Genomic DNA, 15,736 nt, shown 5'->3' with positions numbered 1-15,736 from the left:
GAAGGAGTGAATTCCTATGTGTACGACTTGTGGCTGTGCCAGCGGCGAGAGAAACATCGAAGGCGACGATAGCCACTACGATCATCATGATCATCCTCACGACCACCATCACCACGATGACGGCCATCACCACGATCACCCTAACGATGCCCCGCCGCGACAGACTCAGCATAAACATAAATATGTCGCCAAAGGCACGCAGCCGGTCATTGTTCACCACCACCACTATTACCATCAGGGCGATGTTCATCATCACTACCACGGCAAAGCGCCTGAATCGGTGACGATGCCACAGCCAGAAACTGAACCCTTTGTGCCGCAGGTACATGCCGATCAACAAGGATTGCATTATGGTCAGGGTGAGGCGGGCAGCCATGCGCCGGGGATGGGCCAGCGCCGTTTGCTGCAAATCGAGCAAGACGTGTTGAGTAAAAATAACCAGTTGGCTCGTCATAATCGTGAGCATTTTGTCAAACAACATATTTTGGCGCTGAATCTGGTCTCCAGTCCCGGCTCAGGTAAAACCACCTTGTTAACCACCACCCTGCAACGGCTTAGCGGGCAGGTGCCTTGTGCGGTGATCGAAGGTGATCAGCAAACCACCCATGATGCCGAACGCATTCGCGCCACCGGCGTACCGGCAATACAGGTCAATACCGGCAAAGGCTGCCATCTGGATGCGCAGATGGTGCATGATGCCGCGCACCGTTTGGATCTTATAGAGGGGAGCCTGCTGTTTATTGAGAATGTCGGTAATTTGGTGTGCCCGGCCAGTTTTGATCTGGGTGAACGCCATAAAGTCGCGGTATTATCGGTGACCGAAGGTGAAGATAAACCACTGAAATACCCACATATGTTTGCCGCCTCCACTCTGATGATTATCAATAAAATAGATCTGTTGCCGTATCTGGATTTTGATATTGACCAGTGCATTGCCTATGCCCGTCAGGTCAATCCTGATATTCAGGTAATTGCGTTGTCAGCCAGTAGCGGTGCGGGAATGGAGCTGTGGCTGGAATGGCTGGAGGCACAGCGATGTGCTTAGGCGTACCCGGTAAAATTGTGGCGGTGGGTGAAGATATTCACCAACTGGCATGGGTGGAAGTCAGTGGTGTTAAGCGTGAAATTAATATCGCGCTGGTATGTGACGAGACACCAGCAGCATTGCTGGGCCAATGGGTATTGGTGCATGTCGGTTTTGCTATGAGCCTGCTCGACGAAGAAGAAGCGCAACAGACACTGGCGGCCCTTGAACATATGCAGGCTGTCGGGTTGGATCTGGATGCTGATGTAGCAAGCGAGGCCAGCAATGCGCTACGTTGATGAATTCCGCGATCCGGCGTTGGTCAGTGCCTTATTGCAATGGATCGAACATTTATTACCGCAGATCGCAGATCAACAACGTTTACCGCTGCAAATTATGGAAGTGTGCGGCGGCCATACCCATGCGATCTTCAAATTTGGCCTCGATCAACTGCTAGCGGATGGGCTGGAGTTTGTTCACGGACCGGGCTGTCCGGTTTGTGTGCTACCGATGGGGCGTATCGACAGTTGTCTGGAAATTGCTGCCCATCCGGAGGTGATTTTCTGCACTTACGGTGACGCGATGCGAGTGCCGGGGCGCAACGGTTCGATGCTGGATGCCAAGCGGCGCGGGGCAGATATTCGTGTCGTTTATTCTCCGCTGGATGCCCTGACCCTGGCACAGCGCAATCCAGATCGGGAAGTGGTATTTTTCGGCCTTGGTTTTGAAACCACCATGCCCGCCAGTGCCTTAACCCTACAACAAGCCAAACGGCTGGGGCTGACCAATTTCACACTGTTCTGCCAGCACATTACCATTATTCCTACCTTACGCAGCCTATTGCAGCAACCGGATGTGCGCATCGACGGCTTTCTGGCTCCCGGCCATGTCAGCATGGTGATCGGCACCACACCGTATGGTTTTATTTGTGATCAATTTAACAAACCGCTGGTGGTTACCGGCTTTGAACCGCTGGATATTTTACAGGGGCTGGTGATGCTGCTTGAGCAGATGGTCAGCGGGCGTTGTGCGGTGGAAAACCAGTACCGCCGTATCGTGCCGGACGGCGGTAATTTACTGGCGCAACAGGCATTGGCAGACGTATTCACGCCAAAAGTCAGCAGTGAGTGGCGTGGCTTGGGTGAGATAGCCGATTCCGGCGTACAGCTCAGCCCGGCCTATATGGCTTTTGATGCAGAATTACGCTTCAAGCCGCAACAACAGCGGGTGGCAGATGATCCGCGATCCCGTTGCGGTGAGGTATTAACCGGGCGCTGTAAACCCGATCAATGCTCACTGTTTGGTGGTGAATGTACACCAGACAATGCCTTTGGCGCGTTGATGGTTTCCTCTGAAGGGGCCTGCGCCGCCTACTATTTATATCGATAGTGAGCAAAATAAATCATCAGGTCATAACGATAATGAATAAAAAAGAAATCACCCTGGCCCACGGCAGTGGTGGGCGGGCAATGCAAAGCTTGATCGAATCCCTGTTTCTGGCGGAATTTTCTAATCCAATGTTGAATGAACGGGAGGATCAGGCGCGTATCGCGCTGGCGGATCTGACAGCACAGGGCGATCGGCTGGCGGTATCCACCGACAGTTATGTGATTGATCCTATTTTCTTCCCCGGCGGCGATATCGGCAAGTTGGCGGTATGTGGCACCGCTAATGATGTGGCGGTCAGTGGTGCGACTCCGCGCTATCTCTCCTGCGGCTTTATTCTGGAAGAAGGGCTGCCAATGGCCTCTCTTGAACGCATTGTGCAATCAATGGCGGTCACCGCACGGCAGGCGGGTATCCAGATCGTCACCGGTGATACCAAAGTGGTGCAGCGCGGTGCGGCGGATAAGATCTTTATCAATACCACCGGTATTGGTGTGATCCCCGCCGATATTCAGTGGGGAACCGCGATGATCCGTGCCGGTGATCGGATCGTTGTCAGTGGTACTTTAGGCGATCACGGTGCGACCATTTTGAATCTGCGCGAAGGACTGGGGCTGGAAGCCGAGCTTATTAGCGATTGCGCCTTACTGGCTCCGTTGATCGCCCCGCTGCGTAGTATTCCCGGTGTGCGGGCGTTACGTGATGCTACCCGTGGCGGCGTGACGGCGATCCTCCATGAATTTGCTGCTGCCAGCGGTTGCGGTATGGAGATCAACGAATCCGATCTGCCCGTAAAACCGGCAGTGCGCGGTATTTGCGAATTACTGGGGTTGGATGCACTTAATTTTGCCAATGAAGGCAAGCTGGTTCTGGTGGTGTCACCCGCCGCGCAAGATGCCGTATTGGCCGAATTACATCGTCATCCGCTGGGGAAAGATGCGGCAGTTATCGGTCAGGTAACTGAACGCCAGCAAGTGCGTTTATGCGGCGCATTTGGTGTCTCGCGCCGACTGGATCTGCCGTTGGATGAGCCACTGCCGCGTATTTGTTAGTTTGGAGTGTAATGTGAAGATAAACGGCCTCTGCCTGCAGGTAAAAGGCAAGGTACAAGGGGTGGGTTTTCGTCCCTATATCTGGCAGCTTGCCCACCGTTTTGGGCTGCATGGCGATGTCAGCAACGACAGTGCAGGGGTGACTATTCACTTGTGGCAATCATTGGCGGTGGCGGATTTCTTACAGGCGCTGCCGCTGGATTGCCCGCCACTGGCGCGTATTGACAGCATTGTCAGCACGCCTTACCACTGGGGACTGCCGCCACTGGATTTTGTGATTCGGCACAGCGGTGCCGGGCAGATGGACACCCAAATCGTACCAGATGCCGCCACCTGTGATGCCTGCCTGCATGAAATGAATGACCCTGGTAACCGCCGCTATCGTTACCCATTTATCAACTGTACTCATTGCGGCCCGCGCTTCACCATTATTCACCGTATACCCTATGACCGGCCCTATACCGCGATGCGAGAGTTTCCGCTGTGTGCGGCTTGTCAGGCAGAATATGACCACCCAGCCGATCGTCGTTTTCATGCTCAACCCAATGCCTGCGCAGATTGTGGCCCGCAACTGTGGCTGAGCGGCGCGAATGGGCAGAGCGTGGCACCGGGTTTTACCGTCTTGCAACAGGCTGCTGCCGCCCTATTGGCTGGCGAGATTGTTGCCATCAAAGGATTAGGAGGCTTTCATTTGGCGGTAGATGCCACCAATGCGGCGGCGGTGGCCCGTCTGCGTCTGCGTAAATATCGCCCTGCCAAACCGCTGGCGGTGATGTTACCCGATGCCAACTGGCTGAAAACCTGTGTTCAAAGTACCGATACTGAGGCTTTGTTGCGATTATTACGCAGCCCGGCGGCTCCTATCGTATTGGTCGCGAAGCATTCTGACAGCCCGTTATGTGCGGCGGTGGCACCGGATTTACCTGAAATTGGTGTGATGCTGCCCGCCAATCCGTTGCAACATCTGTTACTGCAACAAGTGGCGCGCCCACTGGTGATGACATCGGGTAATGGGAGCGGTAAGCCACCGGCCTTAAGCAATGAACAGGCCCTGAGCGCCCTGAGTGGCATTGCCGATCACTGGTTACTGCACGACAGGAAAATCGTCCAACGGGCCGATGACTCATTGTTGCGTTTCATCCATGGCGAGGCTGAAATGCTACGCCGTGCGCGCGGTTATGTCCCGGATGCTTTCGCGCTGCCACCAGGGTTCGGCCAGCAACCGGCGATCCTCGCACTGGGTGCTGATATGAAAAATACTTTTTGCTTGCTGCGTGACCACAATGCGGTATTGAGCCAGCATCTGGGGGATCTGGCTGACACCGATATTGCGCAGCAACAGCAACAGCTAGTGGCGCTGTTTTGCGATATTTACCATTTCACCCCACAAGCCGTAGTGGTGGATGCTCATCCCGGTTACGTCAGCCATCAGTGGGGCAAAGTGTTAGCGCAGCAACAGGGTATTCCTTGTGTTGAAGTGCTGCATCATCATGCCCATCTGGTGGCTTGTTTGGCAGAGCATGGCTGGCCGCGTGACGGTGGGGCGGTGATTGGTTTAGCGCTGGACGGGCTGGGCTATGGCGCTAATGGGCAATTGTGGGGCGGTGAATGCTTACGAGTAGATTATGCGAGTTATGAATACATTGGTGGCTTGCCTGCGGTGGCCTTGCCCGGTGGTGATCTTGCTTCCCGTCAGCCGTGGCGCAACCTGCTGGCGCAATGGCAGCGCTTTGTCCCAGATTGGCAACATCTACCTGAGAGTACGGTTATTCCTCAGCCGCAGGGGGCAGTACTGGCGAGGGCAATTGAGCGGGGGATTAATGCACCGCTGGCCTCCTCTGCGGGTCGGTTATTTGATGCTGTAGCCGCTGCGCTAAATATTGTTCCGCTTTCAATAAGCTGGGAGGGGGAAGCCGCTTGCCTGCTGGAAGCACTGGCGCGGCAAAGCGCGGTTTTAGTCCCGCCGGTAACGATGCCGTTGCACGATAACCAACTGGATTTAGCCACCTTCTGGCAACAATGGCTGGCTTATGATGCCTCGCCAGCCGAGCGGGCCTACGCATTTCACTACGCGCTGGCGCAAGGGTTGGCAACCTTAGCCCGCCGGGCAGCACAGCACTTTAGTATTGACACCATCGTCTTGTCCGGTGGCGTGCTGCATAACCGGTTATTGCGTGAATTACTCCGCGCACAACTGCATGATTTCCAACTATTGCTGCCTCAGCGTTTACCTGCCGGTGATGGCGGCCTGGCGCTAGGGCAGGCACTGATTGCTGCCGCTATCCGCCAGTGACCAACCGGCTGAACAGTATCGGTTAGCGCTCGGCTAATCGTCATTCGCATTACTGATAACAACCAATAAATCATTCAGTTTCATTGGCTTACCTAATAGGTAACCCTGTACTTCATCGCACATCAGGGTTTGCAAGTAGCCGAGTTGTTCTGCGGTTTCTACTCCCTCGGCAGTCACCGTCATGGAGAGCGCATGACCGAGGTTAATGATGCCTTCAACAATCGACTGACCCTCGTATGATTCGGCCAGTTCATCGATAAAACTTTTATCAATTTTTAGCCCATCGAACGGGAAACGGCGCAGATAATTAAGTGAAGAGTATCCGGTACCAAAATCATCCATCGATAAGCGCACACCAAGGGTTTTTAAGGCTGTCATGGTTTTAAAGGCACCGTCGGCATCTTCAATCATGATCCGCTCGGTGATTTCCAACTCCAGCCGATGACTGGGTAACCCTGTCAGTCGCAGGACTTTGCGCACCCGTTCGATTAGACGCTGACTCCTGAATTCAATGGCAGAAATATTGACAGAAACAATCAGTAACGGGTGCCATGTTGACGCATCCTGGCATGCCTGCAACAGGGTCCAGTCGCTGATTGAGGTGATAAATCCGGTTTCTTCTGCCAGCGCAATAAATTGATCCGGCATCAACAGCCCCAGAATCGGGTGATTCCAACGCACTAATGCTTCAGCACCGGTAAGTTTCGTCCCGGCGATACGGTAGCGTGGTTGATAATAAAGACTGAATTCGTTGTGTTTGACGGCCTGACGTAAAAAACGTTCCAGCTCACTGCGCTGCATCAGGCGTTCATTCATTTCACTGGAGTAGAAACTCCAACGGTTACGACCACTGTTTTTGGCTTCATACATGGCAATATCAGCAAAGCGCAACAGTTCCTCGGCTTGAATTGAGTCCTGCGGCGCGAGTGCAATACCGATGCTGGCACCGATATAAATATCTTGATCATTTATATTATAAGGCGCTTCGATTCGGGCGATAACTCGGGCACAGAGCTGTGCAATTTCTTTTTTTGAAGAAAGGCCGCTAATAATCAAAATGAACTCATCACCCCCCTGACGCGCGACTAAATCCTGATCGCGTAAACAGCTTCTTAGACGTTCAGAGACCTGATGCAACACCAGATCACCGGTAATATGACCGAAAGTATCGTTAACCGGTTTAAATTTATCCAAATCAACATTGAGGATCACCAGTGGGTACGGTGCGGCAGCCAGATGCCGTAACTTATTTTCCAAAAACTCTTTCATCCGCAGGCGGTTAGGTAAACCGGTCAGCACGTCATGTAGAGAAAGATGTTGAATACGTTCTTGTGCTGCTATTTCACGGGTAATATCTGAGGCGGTGCCACGAAACCCGATAGTTTGGTTGTTTTTAATAATAGGTTTGGCATAAATCCGGCAGATACATTTCTCGCCTTTGGCAGAGAAATAAGTGCATTGCAGCTCATTACGGGATTCAGTCAGATGAGTTTGTCGCAACCAGGATCGCAGCGGAATAATGTCATTATTTAACAGTGCATCAAGATTGCGCCCCAGCCAGCTATCCACGTTTAATCCGGTAATGGTTAAAAACCGCTGTGACAGATAGGTGATGCGCAGTTCGGCATCGGTTTCCCATAACCAGTCGGTGGCCGATTCTGCCACATGGCGAAAACGCTCTTCGCTAGCGATTAAAGCATCTTTATTTTTATCCGCATCCCGCGCCTCGGACATCGTACGCCGCAGGACTAACCAACCAGACAGCCCAAGGATCAGCGCCACCAACGCCAGTAGCGGGAGCAATACTTTGAGTAGCTGCGCGCCCGGCATATCTTGATCCCAGAGCAAGGTCAGTTCAGCATTATCACTTGAGGATAACGCTAGCGAGGGACTGGAGGAGGTGTCTTTTTTGCCCCGTGGGGTGCGAAGGTTATGGATACCGTAATCTTCACCTAAGGTATTAAGCTCGGTCTGTGTCAGAAAATCGATAAATACCAGAACAGAAGGTGACCCCGCCACTGATTTAACATGAGGATCGCCGCCCGGGGTTAATGCTGCTGCGGCAATGATAACCGGCTGCCCGGAAATTTCGATGGTTTCCGTGGCGATATATTGTTTTTCAGCCCGTTTACGTGCCGCGTTAATTAACGGCGTAATCTCTTCGTCAAGCCAATTGGATAGGTTGGTATTCACCAATTGCCCATCAATGACTGAATAACGGGTATTTCCTTGCCCATCTATCACAAAGACCCCTTCATAACGAAAGTCGTCATAAAGTGATGGCCCCAAATTTTGGCTAACGAAGGCCCAGTTAGTATCTACTTTTATATGTAGATGTTCATAAGCATCGCCCCAAAAAGCATTATCTTTTATTCTGCTTTTTATGGCGTCTTGACGCATTTTCCACGCTTTTTCAACCAGAAAATGGCTTTGAGATACGGCTCGCTCATTTAATTGTGAGGCGATGTAGATAATGCCCACAATAGCAATAATAAGGGTTATCCCAACCAGTAAAGCCATGGCCTGTAGAGTCTGTTTTGCAAAGAAAACATTTCCTCCTTTTGTTCGTGATGCTGACTCTGGCTGTTCGGAGTCTGTCATAGTGGATTCTCTTAGCACTTAAAAATATCGGGTTAATCAGCAGGATATGGGGACTCTGAGACGCTACAACCTAACATAATTCTATCTATATATAATCTTAGTTGTTTATTATCGTAGCTGTAATACGTTACCTTCTCTCGAGCCAGATTATGGCTGCGAGCAATAACTCCCCTGAGCACTTGAAGCCTACCCGCGATCCCAAGTTCTTTGGTTATATCAACTCATGATTTATCACTGCTGCTGAGAGTAAGGAATGACCATGGTTACACTGAATTTGATTCGGTCCACGATAATCCGTTACGTGCCACGGATCTTGGTTGATCAGAGCCGCCCTTTGCGGGCAACTTCGCGTTTACCGCGAGCCATGGTTTTACTGTTGCTGAGTGTCGGTGCACATAGTGCGATGGCAGCAGCACCGCCGGCGGTAACGGTAGCGCTGGTAGCATCCATCACGCCGGACACTGCGTTGCAATACCTCGGACGAGTGGAAGCGATTCAAGCGGTGGATGTGACCACCCGAACCGAAGGATTTATTGCTCGTCGATTATTCACCGAAGGGCAGATGGTCACGCAGGGAGAGTTGCTGTATGAAATTGATCCCGCCTTGCATCAGGCGTCAGTTACTCAGGCGCAGGCGCAGTTAGATAGCACAACAGCCAGCGCCAATCATGCGCAGGTGACCCTGACCCGGTTACAACGTTTGGGGAATAACCGCTCAGTCAGTCAGGCCGAAGTCGATGAAGCGCAGGCGCAGCGGGATATCAGCCGGGCGGCGGTGGCTCAGGCGCAGGCAAACCTGCAAATTCAGCAGTTGCAGCTCGGCTTTACCCGTATTAATGCCCCAATAGCGGGCCAGATTGGCCACAGCCGCTTTAATGTCGGCAGCCTGATTAATCCGGCCAGCGGCACTTTGGTGAATATTGTGCAGCTTGATCCGATTCGGGTGGCTATCGCCGTCAATGAAAGAGATTACATCACGGCGACCTATCAGTTATCGGCGGCAGGTGCGGCATCAACCGCCACAGAGAATACCCCATCGCCATTTGGGCACTTCACGCCACGTATTCAACTGGCGAATGGTAAACAGTATCCGGAAAGCGGCGTTTTTGAATCCGTTGATAACCAAATCGATAAACAGACCGGTACCGTGACTATTCGTACCCGTTTTGCCAATCCACGGCATTTGCTATTGCCTGGTGGGGTGGTGAATGTGTCGCTGGCCGCAGAAACCGCCAAACCAGTTACTGTCATACCGATAGCCGCATTACAGCAGAATAAACAGGGCCATTTTGTTTTGGTGGTGACCGATAAAGATCAAGTTGAAGTGCGGCCGGTGACTCTGGGTGAACAGTTCGAACAACAATATGAGGTGACTGACGGGCTGAAAGTGGGCGAACGCGTCATTGTGGCCGGGCTGCAACATGTCCGGCCTGGTATGACGGTTAGCGCCAGTGTTGCTACGCCGCTGACAGCCAACTAAGGGGAAAGCCAGATGCTGCATTTCTTTATCCGTCGCCCCAAGTTTGCCATTGTTATTGCACTGGTGATCACCATTGTTGGCTGGGTGTCTTTGCATGTGATCCCGGTGGAACAATACCCTGATATTACGCCGCCAGTGGTTTCCGTGAGTGCCGTCTATCCGGGGGCTAGCGCCCGTGATGTGGCGCAAGCCGTAGCCTCACCGCTGGAAGCGCAGGTCAACGGCGTCAGCAATATGCTGTATATGGAGTCGACCAGCGCTAATAATGGTAGCTATCAACTCAGTATTACTTTTGCCAGTGGCACCGATCCAGATATGGCGGCGGTTGAGGTGCAAAACCGTATTTCTCAGGTCAGCGCCCAGCTTCCTGCGGAAGTGAATGACAACGGTATCTCGGTGCGTAAAAGGGCCTCTAACCTGTTACTGGGAGTCAGTGTCTTTTCACCGAAACAGACCCATGATCCGCTGTTTGTCAGTAACTACACCAGCATCCAGTTACGAGATGCTATTGCGCGTATTAATGGTGTCGGTGATGTACAAGTATTCGGCGCGCGCGATTACAGCATGCGCGTTTGGTTGGATCCGCAACGCATGGAATCACTGAATGTCAGCGTGCAGGATATTGTCGCGGCATTACAGCAACAAAACGTACAGGCGGCAGCCGGGCAGATTGGCTCGTCACCGTCAATGCCCGGTCAACAACAGACTCTGACCATCAGTGGACAGGGGCGGCTGACCGATCCGCAACAGTTTGCCAATGTGATTATTCGCAGCAATTCACAGGGCGGCATGATTCGGTTGGGTGATGTTGCTCGCGTTGCTCTGGGGGCGCAGAATTATCAGGTCAGTGCAGCACAAAACCAGACTGAATCTGCATTTTTAGTGGTTTACCCGGTACCCGGTGCGAATGCGTTAAATGTCGCCAATGGCGTGCGCGATGAAATGGCTCGTCTGTCAGCTTCTTTCCCGCCAGACTTAACCTATGAAATCAATTATGACTCCACCCTGCCGGTCACCGCAACATTGCATGAAATCGCAGTTTCACTGACGTTGACCTTGATCGTAGTGCTGGCGGTGGTGTATCTATTTTTACAAAGTATGCGAGCAACGTTTATTGTCGCTCTGACCATTCCGGTTTCCCTACTTGGCACTTTTGCTGTGCTGTATGTCTTTGGTTATTCAGCTAATACCCTCAGCTTATTTGCCATTATTCTGGCGCTGACCATCGTGGTGGATGATGCCATTGTGGTGGTTGAAAACGTCGAGCGCTTATTGTCGAATGACCCTAATTTATCGCCAGCGCAGGCGACCATGCAGGCCATGGGCCAGATAGCCGGGCCGATTATCGCCACGACGTTGGTGCTGATGGCGGTATTTGTCCCGATTGCTATTTTGCCGGGGATCATCGGCGAACTGTATCGGCAGTTTGCGGTGACGCTTTCGGCAGCGGTTATTTTATCCAGTATTAATGCGCTAACCCTCAGTCCGGCGTTATGTGCGCTATTACTTAAGCGGCGTACGCTATCGACCACGGGAATGTTTGGCGGTATCAACCGTGGGCTGGACAGCGCCCGTGATGGATATGTGGCGCTGACCGGCCGAATCAGCCGCCGCGCAGTGTTCAGTATTGCCGCGCTGTTGCTGGTGGGGCTGGCAACCTTGTGGGGTTATACCCGCCTGCCGACGTCGTTCCTGCCAGAGGAGGATCAAGGTTACTTCTTTGTCAGCTTACAACTGCCGGATGGGGCCTCCCTTAATCGCACTCAGACGGTGATGGACCAGATGTATCAGCAGGTGACCGCCAACGATGCGGTTGAGGATGTGATAAAAATCACCGGTTTCAGCTTGCTCAGTGGCAACAATGCGCCTAATGCCGGTTTTGCCATTGTGATGCTAAAACCTTGGGGGCAACGGCCACCTATTGACCGCGTGCTGGCCAGCATTCAGGCCAATCTGGCGGCTATTCCCTCCGCGATGATTATGGCGGTAAACCCACCGGCCATAGCCGGTCTGGGCAGTGCTTCTGGTTTTGATTTACGTATTCAGGCGCTGCTGGGCCAGTCACCGCAAGAGCTGGCCCAGGTCAGTCAGGGGATTATTTTTGCGGCCAATCAGGACCCGAAACTCAGCCGGGTGTTTACTACATTCAGCGCCTCGGTGCCTGAAACCAATCTGAGTATCGACCGTGACCGTGCCGCGCTATTACAGGTGCCGGTTAGCCGGATCTTTCAGACGCTGCAAACGTCTCTCGGAGGGATGAATGCGGGTGACTTCACCCTGAATAACCGCATGTTTCGCGTGCAATTACAGAATGATATGGATTTCCGCCAGCGGACTGCGCAAATAAATAGCCTGAATGTGCGCAGTGACAACGGTGTGTTGGTCAGTCTGGCAAATCTTGTCACCCTGACCCCCTCGGTTGGTGCGCCATTTATCAGTAACTTCAACCAGTTCCCTTCGGTGGCAATCAGCGGTTCTGCGGCTGACGGGGCCAGCTCCGGTCAGGCCATGGCGGCAATGGAATCACTATTGGCGCAACATTTACCACCGGGTTACAGCTACAGTTGGAGCGGCATGTCATGGCAGGAGCAGCAAACTGGCGGTCAGGTAGTGTTTATTTATCTTGCTGCGTTGGTATTCGCCTATCTGTTCTTAGTCGCCCAGTATGAGAGCTGGAGCATTCCGCTGGTGGTTATTCTCTCGGTGGTATTTGCAGTCGGTGGGGCGGTCGCAGGGTTGACGGCCATGGGTTTTGCCAACGATGTCTATGCGCAAATCGGATTGGTGCTATTGATAGGACTGGCTGCCAAGAATGCGATCCTAATTGTCGAATTCTCTAAAGCGCGACGGGAGGAGGGGGCCAGTATTGCCGATGCCGCCCGGGATGGCGCTAAACAGCGTTTCCGCGCAGTAATGATGACGGCAATCTCATTTATTCTTGGCGTGATGCCGCTGGTTTTTGCCAGCGGAGCCGGGGCAATGAGCCGCCAGATTATTGGTATTACGGTGTTTGGCGGCATGTTGATGGCCACCGCCGTGGGAATATTGTTTATTCCAGCATTGTATCTGCATATTCAGCGGCTGCGAGAGTGGGCAAAAACGCGCAAGCAACCCTCGGATGAAGGCCCGCAGGCGTAATTGAGTTTTATCTATGGGGGGCAGACAAATCCAGTTTGTGGCCCCGATAACCAAGTAGCGACTGTTCCTTGGCGCGCTCCGGTGGCATAAGTCACTATGATCTCAAAGGGACATTTCCCCTTGGATTCACTTTATTAGCCGTTTGATGTGAATAAAGTTTTGCGGAACATTTCAATGGGTCATTCTAATGATTAGCGCCAGTGGTGCTACACATCTCAGCTTTTTACAACTATCATTATAAACCTTCTGTAAAATTTTCAATTCGTAGCATATATGACTGCCATTAATGACTTTGGCTTTATAGGGTCGCGCCATTAGGAAAAAAAGGGAGGATAAGATGTATTTCAGAAAAAAGAACGTTAAACCTATGCAAATCAATGATATTACAATCATTGATGATACCAAACTGAAGAAGGCTATCACCGCTGCGGCGTTGGGCAACGCCATGGAGTGGTTCGATTTTGGGGTGTATGGTTTTGTCGCCTTCGCACTTGGGCAGGTATTTTTCCCCGGTGCTGATCCCGGTATCCAGATGATCGCTGCGCTGGCAACCTTTTCGGTGCCTTTCCTGGTTCGGCCCCTCGGCGGCTTATTCTTTGGGGCGTTAGGTGATAAATATGGGCGGCAAAAGGTGTTGTCCGTCACCATCATTATTATGTCGGTCAGTACTTTTTGCATTGGTTTGATTCCCTCTTATGCCTCGATAGGAATTTGGGCACCGATATTGTTATTATTGGCAAAACTGGCACAGGGGTTTTCTGTCGGTGGCGAATATACTGGGGCTGCTATTTTTGTTGCTGAGTATTCACCGGATAGAAAGCGTGGTTTTCTCGGCAGTTGGTTGGACTTTGGTTCCATTGCTGGTTTTATCTTAGGGGCTGGGGTGGTCGTTCTGATTTCCAGTATTGTGGGCGAAGCCAGCTTCCTTGAATGGGGATGGCGTATTCCGTTCTTCGTTGCTGCACCCTTAGGATTAATTGGCATCTATTTACGGCATGCACTTGAAGAAACACCTACTTTTCAACAGTATGTGGATAAAATGGACCGTGACTCGCGCCATAATATCGCGCAGCCACCGAAGGTCTCTTTTCGTGAAATTTTAACCACGCAATGGAAGAATCTGACCATTTGTGTCGGTATGGTGATTGCGACTAACGTCACCTATTACATGTTACTGACCTACATGCCGAGTTATCTATCCCACAGCCTGCATTACTCCGAAGATCACGGCGTGCTGATTATCATTGCCATCATGTTGGGGATGCTATTTGTGCAGCCGGTTATGGGGTTAATGAGTGATAGATTTGGCCGTAAACCTTTTGTTATTTTCGGTAGTGTTGGGCTATTTATTCTCGCCATTCCCAGTTTTATCCTGATTAATAGCGGTATTATCGGTTTGATATTTTGTGGTTTGCTGATTCTGGCTATTTTACTTAACTGTTTTACCGGTGTGATGGCCTCAATATTACCGGCGATGTTCCCAACCCATATTCGTTACAGTGCATTGGCTATCGCTTTTAATGTCTCGGTACTGGTTGCTGGCCTGACGCCAACGGCAGCCGCGTGGTTGGTGGAAAGCACACAAAATCTGTTTATGCCGGCTTATTATCTGATGGTCGTGGCCGTTATTGGCTTGGTTACCGGAGTATTTATGAAAGAGACCGCCAACCAGCCATTGAAAGGTGCGACACCCGCCGCGTCTGATCGGGCGGAAGCCAAAGAGATATTGCAGGAGCACCATGACCATATCGAACAGAATATTGAAGATATTGATCAGCAAATAGCTGAACTTGAGACAAAGAGAAAGAACCTGATTGCTCAGCACCCTGATATTAATTAATCAAGATTGAGGGATATGTCACAGTATTAATTTGATGTCGTTCAAGAGAAACCATATATATACTTTAACTTACCTTTCTATTCAAATCTGTATTTGACCCTCCCCCAAGGGGAGGGTTAATTTTACCTTCACTTATATAGCCATTATTACTCTTATCGAAAGGCCCATCACAATGAATAAAACGTTTGCTTCGGTAGCACGGTTAGCGATTATTGCTTTAGCCGCAGTCACTTTCAGCCAGTTTGCCTCAGCGCAATCCGTTTCTGCGGCTGAAACGGAATTTTTGACTCAACATGGCCTGGCGGGGAAAACCACTGAGCAGATGATTGAAACCATCGATCAGTTGAAACAAGAGCGCCCTCTGGCATATTCGGCCTCGGTAACCGGTACTGAATTGACATTATCTGATGGGCAACAGCAGTATACTTTTCCCTTGGGCGACAAATTCTATCTCTCATTTGCCCCTTTTGTGAACCAAACTCACCCCTGTTTTAATCACAGTTTGTCTGGTTGCCGTGGCGAATTGGCAAATACTCCATTTGATGTAAAAATTACCGATAAAACCGGCAAAGTTATCATGCAGGACACACTCACCAGCTATCAAAATGGTTTTATCGGTGTTTGGTTGCCACGTAATACCGAGGGGACGATTGAAGTGAGTTATCAGGGGGTTAAAGGACGATCACCTTTTGCAACCCATGCTGAGAGCCAAACCTGTATGACGACGTTACAACTGAAAAAATAAGCGTCATAAGCGTTAGGATTTGATGCCCCACAATAAGAGACCAGCTTAACGGCTGGTTTTTTATTTTCCTTAAAAATAATGAGCAGGAAAATATAAACACAGTATCTGATGACGTCTACTGACCTGATGATTTGATAAAAATAGTTTATATTATTATTTTATCTTATTAATTAGTCG

10 protein-coding genes are annotated in these 15,736 nt (G+C 51.1%); 9 read left to right on the top strand and 1 reads right to left on the bottom strand.

The window, feature by feature from the left end; translation table 11 throughout:
* Positions 1–16: 16 nt before the first annotated feature.
* Genes hypB through hypF form a run of 5 tightly spaced genes read left to right on the top strand, consistent with a single transcriptional unit; the run spans position 17 to position 5,755 of the window.
* On the top strand, positions 17–1,045 hold the full coding sequence (hypB, locus tag AEP37_RS06010) for a hydrogenase nickel incorporation protein HypB (protein WP_049611339.1): 1,029 nt from the start codon (positions 17–19) through the stop codon (positions 1,043–1,045).
* Complete coding sequence (gene hybG, locus AEP37_RS06005; protein WP_049611337.1) at positions 1,036–1,323, top strand: hydrogenase maturation factor HybG; 288 nt, start codon at positions 1,036–1,038, stop codon at positions 1,321–1,323. The genes hypB and hybG overlap by 10 nt, the downstream gene beginning before the upstream one ends.
* Positions 1,310–2,413 (top strand): hydrogenase formation protein HypD, encoded by a 1,104-nt coding sequence (gene hypD, locus AEP37_RS06000; RefSeq protein WP_049611334.1) that lies wholly within the window; start codon positions 1,310–1,312, stop codon positions 2,411–2,413. Before hybG ends, hypD begins: the two co-directional genes overlap by 14 nt.
* A gap of 32 nt (positions 2,414–2,445) precedes the next feature.
* On the top strand, positions 2,446–3,462 hold the full coding sequence (hypE, locus tag AEP37_RS05995; RefSeq protein WP_049611331.1) for a hydrogenase expression/formation protein HypE: 1,017 nt from the start codon (positions 2,446–2,448) through the stop codon (positions 3,460–3,462).
* Between the two features lie 13 nt (positions 3,463–3,475).
* On the top strand, positions 3,476–5,755 hold the full coding sequence (gene hypF / locus AEP37_RS05990) for a carbamoyltransferase HypF (RefSeq protein WP_049611329.1): 2,280 nt from the start codon (positions 3,476–3,478) through the stop codon (positions 5,753–5,755).
* A 33-nt stretch (positions 5,756–5,788) separates the two neighbouring features.
* On the opposite strand, the gene AEP37_RS05985 is transcribed toward hypF, so the two are convergent.
* On the bottom strand, positions 5,789–8,356 hold the full coding sequence (locus AEP37_RS05985; protein WP_049611326.1) for a bifunctional diguanylate cyclase/phosphodiesterase: 2,568 nt from the start codon (positions 8,354–8,356) through the stop codon (positions 5,789–5,791).
* Positions 8,357–8,615: 259 nt separating this feature from the next.
* Here AEP37_RS05985 and AEP37_RS05980 point away from each other — a divergent pair, with 259 nt between their 5' ends.
* The 4 genes from AEP37_RS05980 to cueP all read left to right on the top strand — a co-directional run bounded on the left by AEP37_RS05980 (position 8,616) and on the right by cueP (position 15,559).
* Positions 8,616–9,836, top strand: a complete 1,221-nt coding sequence (locus AEP37_RS05980) for an efflux RND transporter periplasmic adaptor subunit (RefSeq protein ID WP_049611323.1) — start codon at positions 8,616–8,618, stop codon at positions 9,834–9,836.
* 12 nt (positions 9,837–9,848) lie between these two features.
* Positions 9,849–12,974: an efflux RND transporter permease subunit gene (locus AEP37_RS05975; RefSeq protein WP_049611320.1), complete on the top strand. Its 3,126-nt coding sequence runs from the start codon at positions 9,849–9,851 to the stop codon at positions 12,972–12,974.
* Between the two features lie 337 nt (positions 12,975–13,311).
* Complete coding sequence (gene proP, locus AEP37_RS05970; protein ID WP_049611317.1) at positions 13,312–14,814, top strand: glycine betaine/L-proline transporter ProP; 1,503 nt, start codon at positions 13,312–13,314, stop codon at positions 14,812–14,814.
* A gap of 172 nt (positions 14,815–14,986) precedes the next feature.
* Entirely contained in the window at positions 14,987–15,559 is a 573-nt protein-coding gene (cueP, locus tag AEP37_RS05965) for a copper-binding periplasmic metallochaperone CueP (RefSeq protein ID WP_049611314.1), read from the top strand.
* The last annotated feature ends 177 nt before the right edge of the window (positions 15,560–15,736 follow it).

It is taken from the genome of Yersinia pekkanenii, assembly GCF_001152565.1.
In the GTDB taxonomy this organism is placed as follows: domain Bacteria; phylum Pseudomonadota; class Gammaproteobacteria; order Enterobacterales; family Enterobacteriaceae; genus Yersinia; species Yersinia pekkanenii.
This window is presented reverse-complemented; position numbering and strand designations above follow the sequence as displayed.

Excerpts from the sequence above, each read along its gene's own strand:
- AEP37_RS05975 (WP_049611320.1), top strand. The coding sequence starts at position 9,849 with ATGCTGCATTTCTTTATCCGTCGCCCCAAGTTTGCCATTGTTATTGCA.
- proP (WP_049611317.1), top strand. The coding sequence starts at position 13,312 with ATGTATTTCAGAAAAAAGAACGTTAAACCTATGCAAATCAATGATATT.
- hybG (WP_049611337.1), top strand. The coding sequence starts at position 1,036 with ATGTGCTTAGGCGTACCCGGTAAAATTGTGGCGGTGGGTGAAGATATT.
- hypB (WP_049611339.1), top strand. The coding sequence starts at position 17 with ATGTGTACGACTTGTGGCTGTGCCAGCGGCGAGAGAAACATCGAAGGC.
- AEP37_RS05985 (WP_049611326.1), bottom strand. The coding sequence starts at position 8,356 with ATGACAGACTCCGAACAGCCAGAGTCAGCATCACGAACAAAAGGAGGA.
- cueP (WP_049611314.1), top strand. The coding sequence starts at position 14,987 with ATGAATAAAACGTTTGCTTCGGTAGCACGGTTAGCGATTATTGCTTTA.
- hypD (WP_049611334.1), top strand. The coding sequence starts at position 1,310 with ATGCGCTACGTTGATGAATTCCGCGATCCGGCGTTGGTCAGTGCCTTA.
- hypE (WP_049611331.1), top strand. The coding sequence starts at position 2,446 with ATGAATAAAAAAGAAATCACCCTGGCCCACGGCAGTGGTGGGCGGGCA.
- AEP37_RS05980 (WP_049611323.1), top strand. The coding sequence starts at position 8,616 with ATGGTTACACTGAATTTGATTCGGTCCACGATAATCCGTTACGTGCCA.